Source organism: Stenotrophomonas sp. YJH_SMC_119, assembly GCF_059368315.1.
In genome coordinates, this window is the sequence record NZ_JCAFRP010000021.1 from 1 (window position 1) to 20,399 (window position 20,399).

Sequence of the window (20,399 nt, forward strand, 5' to 3'; positions counted from 1 at the left end):
GGGCTGGTCCCTGCCTAAGGCCAGCCAGGGCGCAAGACCAAAGGCTGCCGGCCAGCGGCCGGCACTACCGTGCCCGTCTCATGGAGGGGCCAAGTCCCTCCATCAACACAGTTGCTACATGGACGTATTTACGGCGTCCCCGCAAACCCACAGTGCCCCGCCATCCCTCAGTAAACCCGCTGTTGCTGTTGCTGTTGCTGTTGCTCCAGCTTCGGCCTCTGCGGGTGCCGGGCGCAGCCCGGCCGTAAACCCCTTACTTCTTTGCGCGCGGCTGGTTCAGCGGTTCCATCGCTCGGAAGCGTTGGCTGTACTCGTCGGTCAGATTCCGCGCTTCCTGGCTGTTGCGCACGATGCTCGGGGTCAGCAGCACGATCACTTCGGAACGACGGCTGGTACGGCTCTTCTGCCCGAACAGCGCGCCGACCACCGGAATCCGGCTCAGGCCGGGAATGCCGCTGCTGCCATCGGTGGCCGAATCGGTGATCAGGCCGGCCAGCATGATGGTGTCGCCGCTCTGCACCGCCGCTTCGGTCGACAGCTTCTTGGTGGAAATCCGCGGGTTGCAGTTGCGCTCGGTCGGATTGCAGTTGTCGGGCACGTTCGAGGCGCTGCTCACTTCCTGCACGATATCGAGGAACACCGTGCCATCGCGGGTTACGCGCGGGCGCACCTTCAGGATCACGCCGGTGTCGATGTACTGCACCGAACTGTAGGTGCCGGTGCCGATACCGGTGTTGACCGTGGTGGTGTTGATCGGCACCTTGTCGCCCACGTTGAGCGTGGCCTCGGCGTTGTTGCGCACGAACACCGAGGGGGTCTGCAGCAGGCGTACATCGGTGACCTTGTCCAGCGCGCTCACCACCGCCGCACCATTGTGGCCGGTGAATGCCCAGCCCAGGCCTTCGCCACCGGTCGCGGCACCGGCGAAGCTGCTCCAGGAGCCACCCGCTGCTGCCGGCAGGGTCACGCCGCCCAATGCTCCCGTCAGTGCACGCCCGGCCACGGCATTGTCGAAGAACCAGTTCACGCCGTACTTCAGGTCACCATCCAGCGACACCTCGGCCACCTGGGCTTCGATGTGCACCTGCAGCGGCATCACGTCCAGCTTCTCGATCACCTCGCGAATCGAGCGCCAGGCCTGCGGGGTCGAACGCACCAGCAGGGTATTGGTCTCCTCCACCGCCGACACGCCCACGCGATCGCCTTCCACTTCCAGGCTGACGCTGACGTTGCCGGACTGGCGCTGCGGCAGGTTCATGCTGCCGTTGCCGGCACCGCTGGAACCACTGCCCGGGGTCGAACCGAAACTGCTGCTGTTGTTGCTGTCCATGCCGCGCTCGCCATCGCTGCCCAGCTGCGATGGAATCGCGCCGGGTGCCAGCGATGCCGGGCTGGAGCCGCCACGATTGCCGCTGCTGGCGAAGGCTTCACTGAGGCGCTCGGCCAGGTCGCGCGCCTTGATGTAGCGCAGCTCGTAGGAGAACAGGCGGGCGCTGCCACCGGCGGTATCGATACGGTCCAGCCACTGCTGGATCTGGTCCAGGTAACGCACCTGCGGGGTGATCACCAGCACGGCGTTGGCGTTTTCCAGCGGCAGGAAACGGAACATGCCGGCGCTAGGGGTCTTGCTCTCCTCGCCGAACACCTTCTCCAGATCGGCAGCGACCTGCTCGGCCTTGCCCGACTGGATCGGGAACACGCCCACCGACATGCCCGACAGCCAGTCGACGTCGAAGATCTCGACGGTGCGCATGTAGTTTTCCAGCTCGGCGCGGGTACCGCCCAGGGTGATCACGTTGCGGCCGCTGTCGACGTTGACGATGGCATTGGGCCGCGCATAGGGCTCCAGCACCTTCTTCATCTCGGTGGCGGAGATGAACTGCAACGGGATCACCCGTACCTCGAAGCCACGCGCACTGGCTGCAGGCGCCGTGCTCGGCGCAACCGTACCGGCCAGCGCCTGGTCGGCAGCGACGATGTTGTAGCGGCCACCGCTGTAGACCATGCGGGCGTTGTTCCAGCCCAGCACCATCTCCAGCAGGTTCAACGCCTGCGCCGGCGACACCGGCTTGGGCGTGGCCAGGGTCACCGTGCCCTGCACGCCCGGTGCGATCACGTAGTTCTGGCCCAGCATGTCACCGAGGATGGCCTTGACCACCGCGTGCACCGACTCGCCTTCGAAATTGAAGGTTGCTTCACCGGTGCTGGCGCCATGCAGCGCCGGTGCCGGTGCACGTGCTGCTTCGCGGTTGATCATGGTGCCGGTGCCACGGCGGATCACCGCCTGCGGAGCGCCCTGGGCGTCACGGGCAGCATCTGCTGCGACATCAGCTGCCTGGCCGGCCTCGGCAGTCGGCGACAGATTGCCCTTGCGCTGCACATGCGGCGCGGACACGGTGCTGCAGCCGACCAGCAGCGCGAGGGCAAAGGACCAGGGAAGAAAACGCAGGCTCATGCATTCACTCTATCGGTTGGTGCCATCGCCCGGGGGCGGCGACGGTTGTTGCTGCTGTTGTTGCTGCAGCTGGCGGCGACGGGCCTGGATGCGTTCGCGGATGGCCTGCATCTGCGCTTCGCTGGGGCCATTGGTGTTGGCAGGAGGTGCCGCGGCGGCGGCTGATGGCACGCTGCTGGCGGGCTGCGGCTGCGCGGTTGCGGTTGCAGCAGCCGGAGGTGGGGATGGCATCGGCGGTGCGCCCGCCGGCGGTGGCACAACGACCGCACCCGCCGGCGGCGCGCCATTGGCACCCCGCAGTACGGTGGGCGGCTCGCCGCCCTGGCCATTGAACACGGCCAGTTCCAGCACCTGGCTGCCGCTTGGGCCGATCACCGTGGCCTGGCGCGGCGCAAGCCCCACAAGTTGCCAGCCGTCCACCGCTTCGCCGTTGAGGCGCAGCCGCAGCGAACGGTTCTGTTCGGTGGTGAAGGTGGCCATGCCGAAGTCGCCGGTCAGCAGCACGCCGGTCAGGCGCAGCGCGGCGCTGGCGGCCGGCTCGCTGCCACCGAGCAGGTAGGGCTTCGGCCTGCGGTCCTCGGCGAACAGCGGTCGCTCACCGATCGCGCTGTAGCTGTCGGCGCTGGGCATGCGTTCTGCGGCCAACGGCGGCAGCACCGGCAGCGAAGGCACCGCATCGGCATCGCCATCCGCACCTGGCAGCTGGCTGCCCAGACCGAAGCCAGTGGCCAGCCAGACCGCCGCAGCCCAACCGGCCAGGGCCAGCAGGAAGCCGGTGCGCAGGCTGATCTGCTCAAGTTTCATCAGCGACCTCCTGTCCCTCGACCGGCGCCGCCGGTGCGGGGGCGGGTGGCGCTGAAGGCGGCTGCGGCGCGGACACCGGTTCGGCGGCAGGCGTCGGCGCACTGCCATCGGCAGCAGCCCCCGGCAGCAGGTAACCGGCCAGTTCGAATGACACATCCAGACCAAGCCCGGATTCATTCGGCGACTGCTGGAAGCGCTGCGCGATCAGGTTGAGGTTGTCGACGAACAGGCGCGGGCTGCCGGTCTCCAGGCTGTGCAGCACCGTGGCCAGTTCGGCCACGCCACAGCGCAGGCGCACCTGCATGGCGACGCGCACGAACTCGGCGTCGCGGCGGTTGTCGGTGAGCGGCGTGCGGTTGCTGATGGTGCAGCTGCGGTTGCCCGGGCTGGCCATCGCCACCGCATCCTGCAGCTTCGCGCCGAGCGCAGCGGCTGCAGCCTCGGCGGTGGCCTCGCGCAGGAAGCCCGGCCGCTGCTGCAGTGCCTCGCGGGTGGCACGCAGGCGCTGTTCGATCTGCGGCTGCTGCTGCAGCTGCGCCTGCACGCGCTGCTCGCGCTCGCGCAGGGCGGCGACATCAGCATCGATTTCGCGCAGCGGCTGGGTGAACCAGGGGTGCACCAGCAGCAGGTAGGCCAGGCCCAGCACTGCCAGCAACAGTGCCAGTGCCAGCCAGCGGTCACGGCGTGCGCTTGGCATCGGCATCGGCCGCCTCCCGGTTCGGGGCTGCCGCCGGCAACGGCTGCAGTTCAGCGGTCATGGTGAAGCGGTCGCGGCCACTGGCGGCGCCATCGGCCTGCAGTACGCCGGTCAGGTTGACCTTGCGCCACTGCGGCGCATCCTGCAGCAGCTGCACCAGCTGCGAGGCCTCGCGGCTCAGGCCGATCAGCTGCAGGTTGTTGTTCTCGATGGCCAGTTTTTCCAGGTACGTTCCCTCCGGCAGGCGCCGGGTCAGTTCGTTCCAGATCTCCACCGTACCCGCGCGCTGGCCGCGCTGCTTTTCAAGGAACGCGGCACCGTCGATCAGCGCCTGCAGCTGGGCACGTTCGCTGGCCACGCCACGCGCACTGCGCGCGCTGCGCTCCACCTGGGCACGCAGTTCGTCGGCTGCCGCGCGGCGATTGTCCAGCACCTGCAGGCCAGACAGCACCAGCATCACCACCGCGGCCACGGCCAGCAGAAGGTTCCAGCGCCGCATCGGGTCGGCCTGCAGCTGACGCTGCGCGGGCGGCAGCAGGTTCACCTGCAGGATGTTGCCCTGCGCATCAATGGCATCGACACCGGACAGTGCATCGGCCCATTGGCCCACGTTGCTGCGCCAGGCCTCGAGCTGCCGCAACGGCCAGGCCACCAGTTCGACCTGCAGCTGGCCCTCGCCCGCCGCGCCACGTTCACGCACGTCATAGCTGACCTGGCTGGATTCAAAAGGCGTCTGCCGGTCGATCTCGAAACCGACCACCGCACGCAGACGGTCAGCCGCCGCCGCCGGCAGGCGCAGCTGCCGGCGCAGCACATCGCTTGCCGGCAGCAGCCACACCCGCGGCAAGCTGCGCAGGCGGGCTTCCAGCACGCGATCCAGTTCGGCCGGGGACAGCGGCCACGGCAGCCGTACGACCGGTTCGCGGCGCTCCCCCGCCTCACGCCAGACCTGAAGGTGGTCGCCTTCGCGCTGCAGCAGCAGGCGCGCCTGTGCCCAGCCCAGTGCCCACTGCCAACGTGCCGGCACCCAGGCCAGCAGCGATTGCCGCCACCAGCGCAGGAAACGGCCGGCGCCAGGGCCGATCCGGCCCTGTACCTGCCGCACACTGTCCTGCCATGCCGTCATCTTGCTGTCATTCCCTGCTCCCAGCGAAGCACTGTGTAGGACCGCCCGGGAACCCCGCCCGAGCCATTGCGTACCACTGCCTGCAACACCGACCGGCGTCCACTGTCGTCGGTTGCACGAGACTCGATACTATAGGTGCCGCTGCTGCTGGCAAGCGTTGTCGCACCGCCAGCGGTATCTGCGTCACGCTCCTGCTGTGCGCGCTGCGCCAGCACGGTATCCGCATCCAGGCCCAGTGCGGTCAGCACCGGCGCGCTGGCAAACTGGGGATCCGGGCGCGCCTGGCGGCTGTACAGGGTCAGGTGCGGCAGCATGGCCTGGTACAGCGGGCCGCGCATGCCGAGTACCCGCTGCAGCTCGCCCAGCGTCTCGAAACGCTTGTTGCGGGGGCCATAGGGCAGGCCTGCGGCGGCATAGTCGGGCGCTTCGGCACCGCCGCCGGGCTGCAGCAGGCTGTCTTCGTCGCGCCAGTCGACGATCGCGCCGGCCAGCTGGCGGGCCTGCGCTTCGTCTTCACCCAGCGCTTTGAGGAAGGCGCTCAGCAGGGCCACGTCTGCCAGGTTCAGGTTGATCTTGCCGTTCTCGTCCAGCACCTTGATCTCGATGCTGGCGTCATCGAACTGCCAACGATAGACACGGCCATCGGCGCGCCAGGGCGCCCGCTGCGGATCGGCGGACAGGCGCGTCAGCGCGTACTCAAGTCCCGCCCGTGCACGCTCCTGGCCACGCGCATCATCATCCAGCACCCGCTGCTGCAGGTGCTCGACCCGCGCGCTCAACGCGAACGCGCCCACCAGCGCCGTCATCAGGGCGATCAGCCACAGGACCAGTACCAGCGCCGCGCCGTGCGCCCGGCTCATCGCGCTCCTCCACTGCCGCCCGCGCGCGGAGCGACCACCAGTGCAGGCCAGGGAGCGCCCTTGGCGGGCACGATCTGGATCTCCACCAGCATCGGCAGGCGCCGGGTGTCATCCCAGCGCGGCGTCCAATCAGTCACCTGCCCGGTGCTGGCATCGATGCCGCGATAGCGTAGTTGCACCGACTTGAGGTTCTCCACCAGCACCTCCGGTGGGCGCGGCGGAGTTTCGGCGATGCGCTCGCCCTCCTGCAGCAGCACCAGGTCGAGCAGGAGGCGTTGCTGGCCGCTGCGGCCATCCACCTGCAGTGCATGCAGGTAGGCACCACCACGGCCCAGATAGCCCGGTAGATCGGCCGCGAACAGCATGCGTTGCTCTTCGCCCTGGAAGAAGATCGGTTCGCGGGTGGGATCGGGCACTTCCAGCGGCGTGCGCAGCGCACCGGCCAGCTGCCGCCGCAGCAGAGCCTCGACCGCACGCATGCGTTCGCTCTCGGCGGCAATCTGCTCGCCACGCTGGCTCACCGCCATCGCCGAGCGCACGCTGGCAAAGGCCAACGCCAGGCCACCGGCCAACAGCACCGTGGCCAACATCACTTCCACCAGGGTAAAGCCTGCGGCGCGTCGCTTCATCGCGCGCTCTCCAGGTCCGGCGGCAGCAGGCGCAGGCTGCGCCAGCGCAGTTGTTCGCGTTCGCCTTCGCCCCAGCGCACCTGAAGCTGCAGCTCGGCCAGCCAGGGAGCCCCCGGCGATTGCGCCTGTGCCTGTACCGCGTTGGCGGCACGCGGCTCGACCCATGGCTGTACCTGCAGCTCCCAATGGTATCGGCCCTGTTCCCAGTCGCCCTGCTGGCTGCCCACCTGCAATGGCGCGGCGACACCGGCTTCGGCCAGCAGCGATTGCGCATGCAGCACCGCACGCGTGCGCAGCTCGGCCTCTCGGACCTGTTTCGCGCCACCTGACAGGCTGCCCAGAAGCAGCGTCAGCGCCAGGCCCAGCAAGGCGAAGGCGATGATCACTTCCAGCAACGTAAAACCACGCGCCTGCCGCTTCATGGCGCCTGCCACGGGCCGGAGCGGACCTCGCCGGTCAGCCAGCCGACATCGATGCGCCATTCGGCGCCCTCACGTTGCAGGCGGATGCGGCCACCACTGGAGCCACCATCGGGATGGAACTCGATCACGCCCTGCCCCGGCGCGGTGGCCAGCTGCGCGGCACCTTCGAACTGCACCTGCAGCTGCGTCGGCACATCGCCCTGCCGCTGGTTGGCCCCCTGCCAACGGTGACGCGCCGGCTCGATCACGAAGCGCTGCGGCTCACCGCGCGCGATGGCCTGGGCGCGCACCATGCGCAGCTGGTTGGCGATGTCCTTGCCGGCGCTGCGCAGCTGCATGCCGGCAAAGCCGCGCGACAGACCCGCGGCGGTGATCAGGCCGATCGCGGCGATCAGCGCGATCACCAGCAGCATTTCCAGGAGCGACAGGCCCGCTGCGCGCCTGCCGTGCAGGCGCGGGCGAGGCAGCCGGCGCGGCAGGAAATGCGTCATGCCCGGTTACGGCTGGTAGCGGATGTCAGCGTCGACGCTGCTGCCGCCGGCCTTGCCGTCCTTGCCCAGGCTGATCAGTTCATACGGCTGGCCTTCGCCCGGCGCGCGGTACTCCAACGCGTGGCCCCACGGGTCATTCAGGTCGGCCGGCTTGGCGTACGGGCCCAGCCAGCCGCCGACACCTGCCGGTGCGGTCACCAGATCGTTGAGCGAGCCAGGCAGCTTGCCGGTATCGATCTGGTAGTTGTCGACCTTGGAGGCAACGGTCTGCACCTGGGCCTTGGCGATGTTCGCCTTGCCACGATCGGCACCGCCCAGCACGCGGCTGGCGACCAGGGTCAGCACCGCGCCGATCAGCACGATGACGATGATGATTTCCAGCAGGCTCATGCCCGACTGGTTGCGCGCGGCAGTGAAGGAAAGGCGGATCGGTCGACGGGAAGCAATCATGGTCGGTCCTTTCAGTTGCGGAGTGTCGGGGTTGCGTAGGGAGCCATCGTCAGCCGATGGCATTGGTCAGGTCGTACAACGGCACCAGCACGGCCACGATCACCGCACCGACCACCGAGGCCAGCACCAGGGTGATCGCCGGCACCATCGCGGCCAACAGGCGGTCGATGCGACGGGCGCTGTCCTGTTCAAACGTGTCGGCAGCTTTCAGCAGCATGGTATCGAGGGCACCGGATTCCTCGCCGACCTGGATCATCTGCAGGGCCAGGCGTGGGAAACGCTTGCCGCGTGACAGTGCCAGCGACAGGCCGGCACCGTTCTTCACTTCGTCGGCGGCCGCTTCCATATCAGCGGCCAGCGCGCGGTTGCCCAGCACGTTGCGTGCGATGCCCAGCGCCCCGAGCAGCGGCACGCCATTGCGCAGCAGGGTGCCCAGCGTGCGCGCCAGCCGCGCGGTTTCCAGTTCGCCCAGCAGGCGGCCGATGCCGCGACGCTGCAGCAGCCATCCATCCAGCGCCAGCCGGAACGCCGGTTGCCGTACCTTGCGTTCGAAGAACAATGCCAGCAGTGCGGGCACCACCAGCAGCAGCACCCACCAGTCGCGCACGAACAGGCCCAGCTGCAGTACCGCATTGGTGAACCACGGCAGCGCCACGTCCAGGCTTTCGTACATCTGCGCGAACTGTGGCACCACGTAACCGAGCAGGAACAGCAGCGCACCGCCCACCACCACCAGCAGGATGGCCGGATAGACCAGTGCGTTGATCACCTTGCCCTGCAGCGCGCGGCTGCGTTCGAGGTAGTCGGCCAGCCGCTGCAGGGTCTCGTGCAGGCTGCCACCCGCCTCGCCGGCACGCACCATGTTCACGTACAGGCGCGAGAACAGGCCGTGCTGGCGCTCCAGCGCGGTCGACAGCGGCGCACCGCCGCGCACCACGTCGCGGATGTCGGTGATCGCACGCCGCGAGCGTTCGTCTTCCGGAAGCCCGAGCAGGATCGACAGTGCACGGTCCAGCGGCTGGCCGGCACCAAGCAGGGTCGCCAGCTGCTGGGTGAACTGCAGCAGCGCCGCGCCCTGCAACGGGCGCTGGCGCAGCAGCGTGCGCCAGCTGCTGCCGCCGACCACGCCGCCATCGGCCAGCTGGGTCTCCATCGGCAGATGGCCCTGATCCTGCAGGCGCGCGACCAGTTCGGCCTCGCTGGCGGCTTCCATCTGCCCGTCGAAGATCTCGCCGTGCGAATTGAGCGCTTTGTAGCGGTAGTTCGGCATGTCAGCCCCGGCGTCCTGCGCGCATCAGCTTTCCTCGGTCACGCGCAGCACTTCCTCGATGGTGGTCTGGCCGCTGAGTGCTTTGGCCAGGCCATCCTCGTACATGGTGCGCATGCCGGCTTCACGGGCGATGCGTTCGATCTCGCCCATGGCATCGCGGCGCATCACCGCACGCCGCAGCGCGTCGTTCATCACCAGGAATTCCATGATGGTGGTGCGGCCCAGGTAACCAGTCGGCGCCAGTGCCGAAGGCTTCGGGCGGTATAGATGGATCGGCCCTTCCGGCTGCAGGCGGCGCAGCTCGAAACGCTCGATCTCCTCCGGCGAGGCTTCATAGCGCTCGGCGTGGGTCGGCTCCAGCCGACGCACCAGGCGCTGGGCCAGGATGCCGTTGATGGTGGACGTGAGGAGATAGTCCTCCACGCCCATGTCGAGCAGGCGGGTGATGCCGCCGGCCGCATTGTTGGTGTGCAGGGTGGACAGCACCAGGTGGCCGGTCAGCGCCGACTGGATCGCGATGCGCGCGGTTTCCAGGTCGCGCATTTCGCCGATCATGATGATGTCCGGGTCCTGGCGCACGATGCTGCGCAGTGCGTTGGCGAAGTCCAGGCCGATCTGCGGCTTGGCCTGGATCTGGTTGATGCCCTCGATCTGGTACTCGACCGGATCTTCCACCGTGATGATCTTGACGTCGGCGGTGTTGAGCTGGCTCAGCGCGGTGTACAGCGTGGTGGTCTTGCCCGAACCGGTCGGGCCTGTGACCAGCAGGATGCCGTGCGGTTGTTCCAGCACTTTGCGGAACTGCGGCAGGAACGCATCGGTGAAGCCGAGACGATGGAAATCGAACACCACCGTTTCGCGGTCGAGCAGGCGCATCACCACGCTTTCGCCGTGCGCGGTCGGCACCGTGCTCACGCGCAGGTCCAGCTCCTTGCCCTGCACGCGCAGCATGATGCGGCCGTCCTGCGGCAGGCGGCGCTCGGCGATGTTGAGGCGGGCCATGATCTTGATGCGGCTGATCACCGCTGCGGTGAGGTTGGCCGGCGGGCTTTCGCCTTCCACCAGCACGCCGTCGACGCGGTAACGCACCTTCAGCCGGCTTTCGAACGGCTCGACGTGGATGTCCGAAGCGCGCAGTTCCACCGCACGCTGGATCACCAGGTTGACCAGGCGGATCACCGGCGCTTCCGAGGCCAGGTCGCGCAGGTGCTCGATATCGTCGACCGCGCCGCCCTCGCCGTCTGCGGTTTCAACAATCGCGCCCATCGCGCTGCGGCCCTGGCCGAACCAGCGCTCGACCAGATCATCGATCTCCGCACGCATGCCCAGCACCGGGGTCACCGGTACGCCAAGTGCCAGCTGCACAGCCTGCTGCGGATAGGGATCGTGGGCATCGGCCAGCCACAGCCGTACACCCTGTTCATCCAGCGCCAGCGGGCATACATGGAACTGTTTGAGGAAACGCAGGGACAGCGGCAGGCCCTCGGCCAGACCCTGGGGCGGTGAATCCGGCAGCTGCTTGCCATCCAGCAGCGGCAGGCCCAGCACCTCGGCGCTGGCCTGCGCCTGGTCACGTTCGGACACCAGCCCCAGCCGCACCAGCAGGCCAAGCAGGCTGCCGCCGGCCTCCGCGTGCAGCGGCCGTGCCCGTGCAAGATCGCTCTCCTTGAGGCGGCCACGCGCCAACAACGCATCCAGGATGCGGCCTTCGGCGTCGTCGGCAGCGGTTGCAGCAAGGGCGTTCACGTGACTCTCCTGTCAATCGGCTCGACTTTAGCAGTTACGTCGTGATTTCCGTCGCCCCGCCGCCCGCTTTCGTAAAAAGACGAAGCCCGTCACATGCGGGTGACGGGCTTCGGCCATTCAACTACCGCACTGCGCGCTTACTGCGTGGCGAGAATGCTCACACCGCTGTAAGCCGCCTCGCCCACCACCTTGATGTAGTAGGTGCCGGCAGTCGGTGCCGTCACCCGCACCGTTTCCGAGGTGCCCGGGCGGGTCGAGCGCGCATCGTTGTCGGTGGCACTCGGCTCGCGGCCCTTGGCCAGGTAGACCGACACGTTGCCGGTGCCACCATAGGTGATGACGCTGAGCTGCTTGCCTGCCGCGGCTTCGAAGCTGTAAAGCACGCTGCTGCCGGCGGCACCACTCAACCCGCCGATGGCCACCTTGTTGGTCAGCGGCTTCGCCACCGGCCCGCAGTTCTCGGTGCACGGCTCTTCCAGGGCCTTGTCCAGCGCGGCCTTGGCATCGACGATGCCGGTACCGATCGGGGTGGCGGACGGAATGCTGACCGGGAACGGACGTGCCGTTTCCTTCAGCAGGGTACGCATGCCCGCCGGCGCGAGCGGGTCGCGGTTGGCGGCGATCAGCGCGCTCTGCACCAGCGCGGCGACGGCAGCCACATGTGGCGCCGCCATCGACGTGCCGGCCTTGCCGCCAAGGGTGTAACCCTCGGTGGAACCGGCTGCCGGCGGCGACGTCTTGCTGCTGGACACCGCCTGCCAGACATAGCCGTTCGGATTGCCGTCGGTGACGCCACCGCCCGGGCCGGACAGATCGATGCGGGTACCGAAGTTGGAGTAGTAGGCCATGGCGCCTGTGATGCCGGTAGCGCCGACCGAGACCACGCCATCGCAGTTGGCCGGGCGGGCGTTGGCGACATTCATCGAGTCGTTGCCGGCTGCCACCACCACCAGGGTACCGCGGTTGGTGGCACCGGTGATGGCCGCCTGGTAGGCCGGATCGCAGCTGCCGGAGCCGCCCAGGCTCATGTTGATGATCTCGGCCGGATTCTGGTTGGCAGGGATGCCGGCCACGGTACCGCCCGAGGCCCAGGTGATGGCGTCGGTGATGTCCGACAGGGTGCCACCGCAGTAGCCGAGCACGCGCACCGGCAACACCTTGGCCTTGTAGGCCAGGCCGGCGGTATGCAGGCCGTTGTTGGTGGCCTCGGCGATGGTGCCGGTCACATGGGTACCGTGCCAGCTGCTGTCGCGTACCGGCGAACCGTCGTAGCAGGCATTGGCGGTGGGCATCCAGTCACCGTAGTCGAGTGCACCCGGCACGCGGCCATCGGCGGCACGACGCGAGCGGCTGGCCTGGCTGATGAAGTCGTAGCCCTCCAGCAGGGTGCCGGCGGCGAAATCCGGGTGCTCGGGCAGGATGCCGGTATCGAGCACGGCCACCACGACGCCCTCGCCCTGCGAGACGTCCCATGCGGCCGGTGCGTTCACGCCACCGACCGGGTTGTGGAAGTGCCAGTTGTGGCTCTGGTAGTACGGATCGTTGGGCACGAAGCTGGGCGACGCATCGGACTTCGCGACGGCGTCCGCACGCGGCGACGACGCAGCATCGATCGGATACATGATGGCGTCGGCCACCGCATATTCGACGGTCGGGTCAGCCTTCAGTTCGCCCAGCACCTTGTCCAGTTCGGCGCGCGCGATCCCTCCCTGCAGGCGGATCAGATCGGCACCGATGCCCAGCTTGCGGGCCACCTGCGGGCGCAGCGCGGCACTGCGCGCAGCCGCGTTGGTACCTGCCGGCACGGCGCGGGCGATGGCCGAGTTGACCACGGCCAGCTTGGCGTTCGCATCGGCAGCTGCGGCGCTGCCAGCGCGGTACTTCACGATGATGCCATCCACCTGCTGCGTCTTCGGGCCGGACAACGGCGCATTTGCTTTCAGGTCGGCGGCCTGTGCCAGGCCAACACCGGTCAGCGACAGCACGGCGGCTGCCAATACATTGATGCGAAGGTTCTGCTTCTTGATCACGTCGAATTCCTCTTCTGGGTCATGGATCGAACCAACACTGCGGCCATCATTCCTTGACGACTCCCGGCCGGCCCAGCCGGGATTGCCGTGACCTCCCCCCAGGCCCTCGTTGCAGGTGCTGCGCCGGCGTGGGTGGCCGCCGGCGCGATGGAGTGGCTTACCAGCCGAAGCCGGCACCGACGCCGACCGAGCTGTCGTCGCTGCTGAAGGCGCCGCCGAACGTCACCGTGGCGCGATCGCTGATCGCACGCTGGTAACCCAGCGACAGTGCCGATTCACCGCCCTGGAAGCCGATGCCGACGCCGACCCGGTTCTGGGTACGGATGCCGGCAGCACTGGTGGCCATGTTGAGCATCGCCGCGCTCATCGCGCCCTGGCGGTCGATGCGGCGATCCATGTGGCGCAGGCGTCCGCCGATCTCGCCCTTGAACACATCGAAGCTGTCGGCGACGGCCTGGACGCGGCTGTCGGTATAGCTGTTGGCGGTAGCCATGCCACGATCGAGCTGGCCCTTGTTGACCGCATCGGTGGCGGCGGTACCGGCCGCCACGTTGGTGACTTGGCGTTCGTTGCCTTCGCTGCCCACCGACACCGTGTTGGCACGATCAGCAACCGAGCCCTGGCCCAGCGCTACCGCGTTCGCAGCGGTGGCATTGGCACCTTGGCCGATTGCGGTGGACGAGGCGCCGCTGGCCACTGCGCCGTCGCCCATGGCGACCGCGTTGAGGCCCGATGCCGGGGTGCCCACCGGGATGCCCGCGCCCGCCGCCGCAGCGGTCGGCGTGCCCTGCACGCGTGCGCTGCTGGCCGGTGCTGCATCGGCCGCCGCCGGTGCTTCGGCAACGCTGGCCAGTGCGCTTTCATCCAGGGAGGCACTCATTGCGCGCAGGCTGGCAGCACCTGCACGCGTGCCACCTGCAGTACGGCGGTCAATCTCACTGACCTTGCGGTCCAGCGCACCCAATGCATCGCCGACGTTGCTGTAGGTGGCGCCCTGGATCACATAGTTCGGTGCCACGAATACGCCCTGCATGCCGACGCTGGCACCGCCGCCGAGGAAGCTGGCGGCATCGCTGAGCGATTGGAACAGCTGGCCGCCATTGATCGCCTGGCGGCTGCCGGCGGCGATGCTGCCGGCACCGACATTGTCGATGGTGGTGCCCTGGAAGCCGGACAGGGTCAGGCGGTCACGACTGGCGTCGTCGTAGCCGACCGCACTGGCCGCCGTGGTCTCCACCGTGGCGATGCGTGAATCGAAATCGCCGACGCGGGTTTCCACTGCGCCCACGCGCTGATTGGTGACATTGAGCTGGGAACCGGTCACCGCGTCACTGCTGCCGGCAGCGATGCGGCCATCAGCCACGTTGACGATGCGGCGGGTGGCCGGGCCATCGGTGGGGTTGCCACTGCCCACCGACACAACATTGGCATCCAGCGCACGCGCTCCAGCACCGATTGCAACCGAGTTGACGCCGACCGCACCCGCACCGGCGCCAACGGCCAGTGCGCCGGAGGCAGACACCGTGGCATTGGCACCCAGCGCGATGCTGCGTGCGCCCGCCGCATTGGCCACCGAGCCCATCGCTACCGAATCGGTACCGATGGCGTTCGCGGTTCCCGTGCCATTGGCGCGGAAATATCGGTTGGTGGTGTTGGCGGTGAACGCAACGGCGTCCAGCTGCCCGCGATTCACTGCGTCATTGATTTCGGTACCGTTGGCGACATTGGTGACCTGCCGGTTGTTGACGGCACTGCCGACGGACACGGTATTGGCACGATCGGCCACCGAGCCTCCACCCAGTGCGACACTGCCGGCAGCCGAAGCGTTGGCACTGACACCCACCGCCGTGGCATTCAAACCGGTGGCCTTGCTGCCGTAACCGACCGCGGTACCCAGGCGGCCGCTGGCTTCGGCATAGCTGCCCAGCGCCGAAGCGCCATCGGCCGAGGCACTGGCGCGGAAACCACTGGCCTGCGACTGCGTGCCGGTAGCCGTGGCCTGCGCACCGTTGGCCGTGCTGTAGGGGCCCTTGGCCTGGGCCCCGGCGCCAGTGGCGCTGGCGCCGGTTTCACTGGCGCTGGCGCCGCTGCCTAGCGCAACGCTGTCGACACCACTGGCCTGCGCAGCATTGCCCAGTGCGGCAGCGTTGTTGCCGGTGGCCAGTGCATCGAAGCCAACCGCCGTGGCGTTGGTGGCCATGGCGTTGGCGCCGCTGCCCAGCGCGGTCGCGCCGTTGCCGATCGCATTGGCCGCATTGCCGGCCGCCAGCGCATTTTCGCCATCGACCAGTGCACCGGCCTCGCCATCGGCATTGCCGCTGGCCTGGAACTGCCGGCTGGTCTTGTCGGCGACACTGGCAACGGTGTCGAGCTGGCCCTTGTTCACCGCATCGGTGGCTTCGGTACCGGCTGCAACGTGGGTGACCTGGCGTTCGCTGCCGGCCTTGCCAACGGCCACCGTGTTGTCGCGGTCAGCCTTGGAACCGGCACCGAGCGCAACGCTGTTGCTGCCATTGGCGGTGGCATTGGCACCGAGCGCCGTGGCGTTGGTGCCTGCCGACCAGGCATTCCAGCCGATGGCGGTAGCGTAATCCTCGGTGGCCCATGCACCGGCACCGAATGCTGCCGCACCGGTGCCACTGGCGCGCGACGGAATCAGGCCGAAGAAGGTGCTGCCGCCGATCGCCACGCTTTCCGCACCGCTGGCTTCACTCGACTGACCCACCGCAACCGCGCCGGTGCCCGCCGCCGCGGCCCCGAAGCCCACCGCCGTGGTGTTGGCACCGCTGGCAGCCGAGCCGTAGCCGAGTGCGGTGCCAAGGCGACCGGTTGCTTCGGCATAGCCACCCACCGCTGTGGTGCCATCGGCGGAGGCCGCGCTGCGGAAGCCGCTGGCAAGGGACTGTGCGCCACTGGCGTTGGATTCAGTACCGTTGGCGGTGCTGTAGACACCGCTTGCCTGTGCACGCGCGCCCGCCGCGCTTGTTCCCACTTCGCTGGCGCTGGCACCGCTGCCCAGGGCCAGGCTGTCCTCGCCGGTGGCCTGTGCGGTGTTGCCCAGTGCCGCCGCGTTGGTGCCGGTCGCCAGCGCATCGATGCCGACGGCGGTGGCGTTGGCGGCCAGCGCATTGGCACCACTGCCGAGCGCAGTGGCACCGTTGCCGATCGCGTTGGCCGCATCACCTGCTGCCAGCGCATTGTCACCCTCCACCAGCGCGCCGGTTTCACCATCGGCATTGCCACTGGCCTGGAACTGCCTGCTGGTCTTCTCCGCAGCGGCGGCTACGGCATCGAGCTGGTTCTTGTTGACCGCATCGTTGCCCTGTGTGCCATCGGCCACGTTGGTGACCTGGCGGGTGTTGCCGCCGCCGCCCACCGATACGGTGTTGTCGCGGTCCGCAATCGAATCCGCACCGAGCGCCACGCTGTTGGCCGCGCGCGATTCCGCCGCATTGCCCAGCGCGGTGCTGTTGATGCCCCCCGACCAGGCGCCACCGCCCACCGCCGTGGAGTAGTTGCCCGAGGCTTCGGTCGCCAGCACGCCGAACAGCGAGCCGCCGACGGCGACGCTGTTGGTGCCGGTGGCCAGGCTGCCCTGGCCGGTGGCGGTGCTGTAGGCGCCGGACGCTTGCGAATCACCGCCCAGGGCCACGCTGTTGGAACCCGAGGCGTTGGCGAAGTTGCCGAAGGCGGTGGCATTGAAGGCCGAGGCCTGTGCGTAGCCGCCGATGGCGGTGCTGTAACCACCGGTGGCTTCGGCACCGATACCGAACGCTGCCGCAGCCGTGCCGCTGGCCACGCTCTCGCTGCCGACCGCGGTGGCACCACTGCCACTGGCGTTGCTGAAGTAGCCCACGGCTACGGCTTCTTCGCCGGAGGCTTCGGACAAGGCACCGCTGGCGGTGCTGCCTGCGCCGCTGGCGATGCTGGCCGCGCCGAACGCTGCACTCTGCTCACCGCTGGCTTCGCTTTCCGCACCCTGCGCGGTGGCGTATTCGCCGGTGGCCTGTGCATTGGCGCCTACGGCACTGGCATTGGCGGCGGTCGCCAGCGCGTTGAAGCCGATCGCCTGCGCGTTGCCGGCCAGCGCATTGGCACCGCTGCCAAGCGCGGTGGCACCATTGCCGATGGCGTTGGCTGCATCACCTGCGGCCAGTGCGTTGTCGCCCTCCACCAGCGCACCCGCCACATCGTCGCCGTTGCCGCTGGCCTGGAAGAAGCGGCTGGTGGTTGCTGCGGTACTTGCCACCGCATCCAGCTGTGCCTTGTTCACCGCATCGGTGGCCTGGGTACCGGCGGCGACGTTGGTGACCTGGCGCTCGTTGCCGCTGCTGCCCACCGACACCGTGCGTGCGCGGTTGGCGACCGAGCCCGCGCCGAGTGCGACGGCGTTGCTGGCACTGGCATTGCTGCCCGCACCCAGCGCGATCGCACTTTCGCCGCCGGCCACCGTGTTGGTGCCGATGGCGATGCTGTTGATGCTGTTGCCCAGCGCCTGGAAGCCCAGCGCCACGCTGTTGTCGCCATAGCCGAAGGCACCACGGCCGACTGCGGTGGCGCTGGTTCCGTTGGCCCAACTGTTGTAACCGATCGACGTGGCGCCAGCGCCGCTGGCCCACGCCGCGTTGCCGAACGCCGAGGCATTGGTGGCGGTCGCCCACGCACCGGAACCAAAGGCGCTGGCGCCGCTGGCGGTGGCCCAGCTGTAGCCGCCCACCGCGGTACTGTCATCGCTGCTGGCAAACGCACTGTCACCCACCGCCACCGCATACGCGCCGGTGGCGCGCGACTTGCCGCCGGCGGCGAAGCTGTTGTCACCACTGGCCTTGGCCGCATTGCCGAAGGCGCTGCTGGCTGCACCGCTGGCCTGCGCAGCGCTGCCGACCGCCGTGGCATCGGCCACGGCCGTGGTACCCACCTGCTGCGCCTTGCCATCTGCACCGATGATGGGTTGGTTGAACTCGTCGTAGGCCTGGCCCAGGCCACCGATGGCGACACCGCCATTGCCGGTGGCCGTGCTGTTGCGGCCCACCGCCACGCTGTCATCGCCGATGGCCGACGCGGCCGCGCCATGTGCAACCGCGCCGGCACCGATCGCATTGCTCGACGAACCGGCCGCGATGGCACCCTCGCCTTCCGCCAGCGCACCGGCATCACTGCCAGCTTCAGGCTGGGCCTGGAAGAAGCGCGCGGTGCTGTCGGCGGTGCTGGCCACCGCATCCAGCTGCGCCTTGTTCACCGCATCGGTGGCTTCACTGCCGGCTGCAACGCTGGTGATCTGCCGCTCGTTGCCGGCACTGCCGACGGCCACGCTGTTGGCACGCACCGCTTCGGAGTTCGCGCCCAGCGCGACGCTGTTGGCGCCGCGTGCCGTAGCGTAGTAGCCCACTGCGGTGCTCTGCGCACCACTGGCCCAGGTCTGCGCGCCAAGCGCGCTGGCGTTCTCGCCCGGCGCATAGGCGAAGTAGCCCACCGCGGTGGCTTCGGCGGCGGAGGCTTCGCTGAGGCTGCCGTTGGCCACGGCACGGTCGCCGCTGGCGATGGCGCCGGCACCCACCGCGGTCGCGGCCTCACCACTGGCCTGTGTCTGTACGAAGAAGCCCAGGCCGGGAATCAGGTCGGCCGGGCCACCAATGGCGACGCTGCTGGTGCCCGTGGCATTGCTCTGCGTACCCAATGCCGTGGAGTAATCACCGATGGCATTGGAGACCGCACCGAACGCCGACGCCTGCGCGCCGGACGCATAGGCCCCCACGCCATAGGACGACGCGGCAAAACCGCTGGCATCGGCACTGGCGCCGACGGCCGTGCCACCCACGCCGGCACTGGTGGCGCCGGTGACCACCGGCACGCCACCACTGGTGATCAGCGGGTTGCCGTTGGCATCCACCGCAGCGCCACCGACGGCCACGCTGCCCGGTCCGTTGGCCTGCGCGTTGTTGCCGAATGCTGCGCTGTTCTGGCCCGAGGCCAGTGCGTTGTTGCCCACCGCAGTCGCGTTCTGCGCAACGGCAGTGGCACCGGCACCGACCGCCGTGGTGCCAGTGCCGATGGCATTGGCGGCCTCGCCTGCGGCCAGCGCGTCGTCACCTTCAGCCAGCGCACCGGCATCGCTGTTGCTGCTGCCGGTGGCCTGGAAGCGCTTGGCGGTGGCATCGGCCACTGCGGCAACATCCTTCAACTGGCCAACGTTGACCGCATCGGTATCTTCGGTGCCGGCGGCAACGCTGGTGATCTGGCGGGTCAGGCCATATCCGGCGGCACCGACGGACACGGTATCGACACGGTCAGCCAGCGAACCGGCGCCCAACGCCACGCTGCCGGTAGCGACCGCGGCCGAATTGGAGCCCAGCGCGGTGCTGTATTCACCGACGGCCGTGCTGAACGCACCGACTGCAATCGAGGCTTCGCTGGCAGCCGTGGCGCCGCGGCCCAATGCGGTACTGCCGGGGCCCATCGCTACGGCACCGCCACCGACGGCGGTCGCGCCATCGGCGGTGGCTTCGGACAGTGCACCCAGTGCCGTTGCTGCACCGTTTTCGCTGGCGGCGTACGCGCTGGCACCGACGGCGGTATCGCCAAGGCCGAACGCTGCTGCGCTTTGCCCGACCACCACGCTGGCATCGCCGATCGCCAGCGCGCCCTGCCCGAATGCGCTGGCGCCGATGCCTGCAGCAATGGCCTGGGTACCGATGGCAGTGGTGGCGTTGGCCAGCGACTGCGCACCGGCACCGGCGGCCAGTGCGCCCTCGCCCTCGATCTTCGCCGCGTCGCTGTCATCGCCTGCGCCGTCGGCCTTGAAGTACCGGTTGCCGTCGGCGGCCACGTCGGCCAGCGCGGCCTGCGTGGCGCGCGCCTGCGCGTCCAGCTGCGCCTTGTTCACGGCGTCGGTCGCCTGCGTGCCTGCGGCGACATTGGTGACCTGCCGTTCCTTGCCTGCATCGCCGACGGAGACGGTGTTGGCACGCGTGGCTTTGGAGCCGGCGCCCAGCGCCACGCTGTTGGCCGCACTGGCACTGCTGTTGCTGCCGATCGCCACCGCATTGCTGCCCTTGGCCGTGGCCGAGCCTTCGATCAGGCACTTTTCGAGCAGCTTGCCGCTGAATGCCACGCAGGTGGCGCTACCGCCGATCTGCACCGACTGTGCGGTGGCAGAGCCACTCATGCCCAATCCCAATACCAGGCCCAGTGCCACCGCCAGCAGTGCGGGCGTGGCCTGTGTCGCACCGCGGCGCTGGTCGACGACCCCACCGCTGCTGCTGTCGGAGGAAGCCAGTTCCGAGGCCACCACCAACTGACCCAATGCTTTGTTCCAGACCTTGCGATAAATCCGATTCATCGGTACGGCTCCTGATTGGACTGGTTTTGGGCAAAGCAACGCCACCGCTGGGCTTTCCGGCCCAACGTCCCCTGGGGGCG

The 20,399-nt window shown here is 68.6% G+C and carries 13 protein-coding genes; all 13 read right to left on the minus strand.

Features of this window, described 5'->3' with window-relative positions; translation table 11 throughout:
- Positions 1-253: 253 nt before the first annotated feature.
- Entirely contained in the window at positions 254-2,455 is a 2,202-nt protein-coding gene (gene gspD / locus AC5P6S_RS20130) for a type II secretion system secretin GspD (RefSeq protein ID WP_197596768.1), read from the minus strand.
- A gap of 9 nt (positions 2,456-2,464) precedes the next feature.
- Entirely contained in the window at positions 2,465-3,259 is a 795-nt protein-coding gene (locus AC5P6S_RS20135; protein WP_005408032.1) for a type II secretion system protein, XpsN-like, read from the minus strand.
- On the minus strand, positions 3,249-3,962 hold the full coding sequence (gene gspM / locus AC5P6S_RS20140) for a type II secretion system protein GspM (protein ID WP_005408031.1): 714 nt from the start codon (positions 3,960-3,962) through the stop codon (positions 3,249-3,251). The genes AC5P6S_RS20135 and gspM overlap by 11 nt, the downstream gene beginning before the upstream one ends.
- Complete coding sequence (locus AC5P6S_RS20145) at positions 3,937-5,082, minus strand: PilN domain-containing protein (RefSeq protein ID WP_012479115.1); 1,146 nt, start codon at positions 5,080-5,082, stop codon at positions 3,937-3,939. The genes gspM and AC5P6S_RS20145 overlap by 26 nt, the downstream gene beginning before the upstream one ends.
- Positions 5,079-5,942: a type II secretion system minor pseudopilin gene (locus AC5P6S_RS20150; protein WP_165710196.1), complete on the minus strand. Its 864-nt coding sequence runs from the start codon at positions 5,940-5,942 to the stop codon at positions 5,079-5,081. Before AC5P6S_RS20150 ends, AC5P6S_RS20145 begins: the two co-directional genes overlap by 4 nt.
- A complete protein-coding gene (locus AC5P6S_RS20155; protein WP_005412204.1) occupies positions 5,939-6,571 on the minus strand; it encodes a type II secretion system protein J in 633 nt (210 codons plus the stop codon). The genes AC5P6S_RS20150 and AC5P6S_RS20155 overlap by 4 nt, the downstream gene beginning before the upstream one ends.
- Positions 6,568-6,993 (minus strand): type II secretion system protein XpsI, encoded by a 426-nt coding sequence (xpsI, locus tag AC5P6S_RS20160; RefSeq protein WP_005408027.1) that lies wholly within the window; start codon positions 6,991-6,993, stop codon positions 6,568-6,570. The genes AC5P6S_RS20155 and xpsI overlap by 4 nt, the downstream gene beginning before the upstream one ends.
- Positions 6,990-7,484, minus strand: coding sequence for a type II secretion system protein XpsH (gene xpsH, locus AC5P6S_RS20165; RefSeq protein ID WP_099498153.1), 495 nt, complete (start codon positions 7,482-7,484; stop codon positions 6,990-6,992). The genes xpsI and xpsH overlap by 4 nt, the downstream gene beginning before the upstream one ends.
- A 6-nt stretch (positions 7,485-7,490) precedes the next feature.
- Positions 7,491-7,934, minus strand: a complete 444-nt coding sequence (gene gspG, locus AC5P6S_RS20170; protein WP_004142831.1) for a type II secretion system major pseudopilin GspG — start codon at positions 7,932-7,934, stop codon at positions 7,491-7,493.
- Between the two features lie 49 nt (positions 7,935-7,983).
- Positions 7,984-9,204 (minus strand): type II secretion system protein XpsF, encoded by a 1,221-nt coding sequence (xpsF, locus tag AC5P6S_RS20175; protein WP_495204731.1) that lies wholly within the window; start codon positions 9,202-9,204, stop codon positions 7,984-7,986.
- A gap of 24 nt (positions 9,205-9,228) precedes the next feature.
- On the minus strand, positions 9,229-10,950 hold the full coding sequence (gene gspE / locus AC5P6S_RS20180) for a type II secretion system ATPase GspE (protein WP_165710195.1): 1,722 nt from the start codon (positions 10,948-10,950) through the stop codon (positions 9,229-9,231).
- A gap of 137 nt (positions 10,951-11,087) precedes the next feature.
- Positions 11,088-12,980 (minus strand): S8 family serine peptidase, encoded by a 1,893-nt coding sequence (locus AC5P6S_RS20185; RefSeq protein ID WP_012479111.1) that lies wholly within the window; start codon positions 12,978-12,980, stop codon positions 11,088-11,090.
- Between the two features lie 157 nt (positions 12,981-13,137).
- Positions 13,138-20,319, minus strand: a complete 7,182-nt coding sequence (locus tag AC5P6S_RS20190; protein WP_165710194.1) for an ESPR-type extended signal peptide-containing protein — start codon at positions 20,317-20,319, stop codon at positions 13,138-13,140.
- Positions 20,320-20,399 lie beyond the last annotated feature (80 nt).

What these genes read in the sequence shown, in the direction of transcription:
- gspD (WP_197596768.1), bottom strand. Translation starts at nt 2,455, where the DNA reads ATGAGCCTGCGTTTTCTTCCCTGGTCCTTTGCCCTCGCGCTGCTGGTC.
- AC5P6S_RS20135 (WP_005408032.1), bottom strand. Translation starts at nt 3,259, where the DNA reads ATGAAACTTGAGCAGATCAGCCTGCGCACCGGCTTCCTGCTGGCCCTG.
- gspM (WP_005408031.1), bottom strand. Translation starts at nt 3,962, where the DNA reads ATGCCGATGCCAAGCGCACGCCGTGACCGCTGGCTGGCACTGGCACTG.
- AC5P6S_RS20145 (WP_012479115.1), bottom strand. Translation starts at nt 5,082, where the DNA reads ATGACGGCATGGCAGGACAGTGTGCGGCAGGTACAGGGCCGGATCGGC.
- AC5P6S_RS20150 (WP_165710196.1), bottom strand. Translation starts at nt 5,942, where the DNA reads ATGAGCCGGGCGCACGGCGCGGCGCTGGTACTGGTCCTGTGGCTGATC.
- AC5P6S_RS20155 (WP_005412204.1), bottom strand. Translation starts at nt 6,571, where the DNA reads ATGAAGCGACGCGCCGCAGGCTTTACCCTGGTGGAAGTGATGTTGGCC.
- xpsI (WP_005408027.1), bottom strand. Translation starts at nt 6,993, where the DNA reads ATGAAGCGGCAGGCGCGTGGTTTTACGTTGCTGGAAGTGATCATCGCC.
- xpsH (WP_099498153.1), bottom strand. Translation starts at nt 7,484, where the DNA reads ATGACGCATTTCCTGCCGCGCCGGCTGCCTCGCCCGCGCCTGCACGGC.
- gspG (WP_004142831.1), bottom strand. Translation starts at nt 7,934, where the DNA reads ATGATTGCTTCCCGTCGACCGATCCGCCTTTCCTTCACTGCCGCGCGC.
- xpsF (WP_495204731.1), bottom strand. Translation starts at nt 9,204, where the DNA reads ATGCCGAACTACCGCTACAAAGCGCTCAATTCGCACGGCGAGATCTTC.
- AC5P6S_RS20190 (WP_165710194.1), bottom strand. Translation starts at nt 20,319, where the DNA reads ATGAATCGGATTTATCGCAAGGTCTGGAACAAAGCATTGGGTCAGTTG.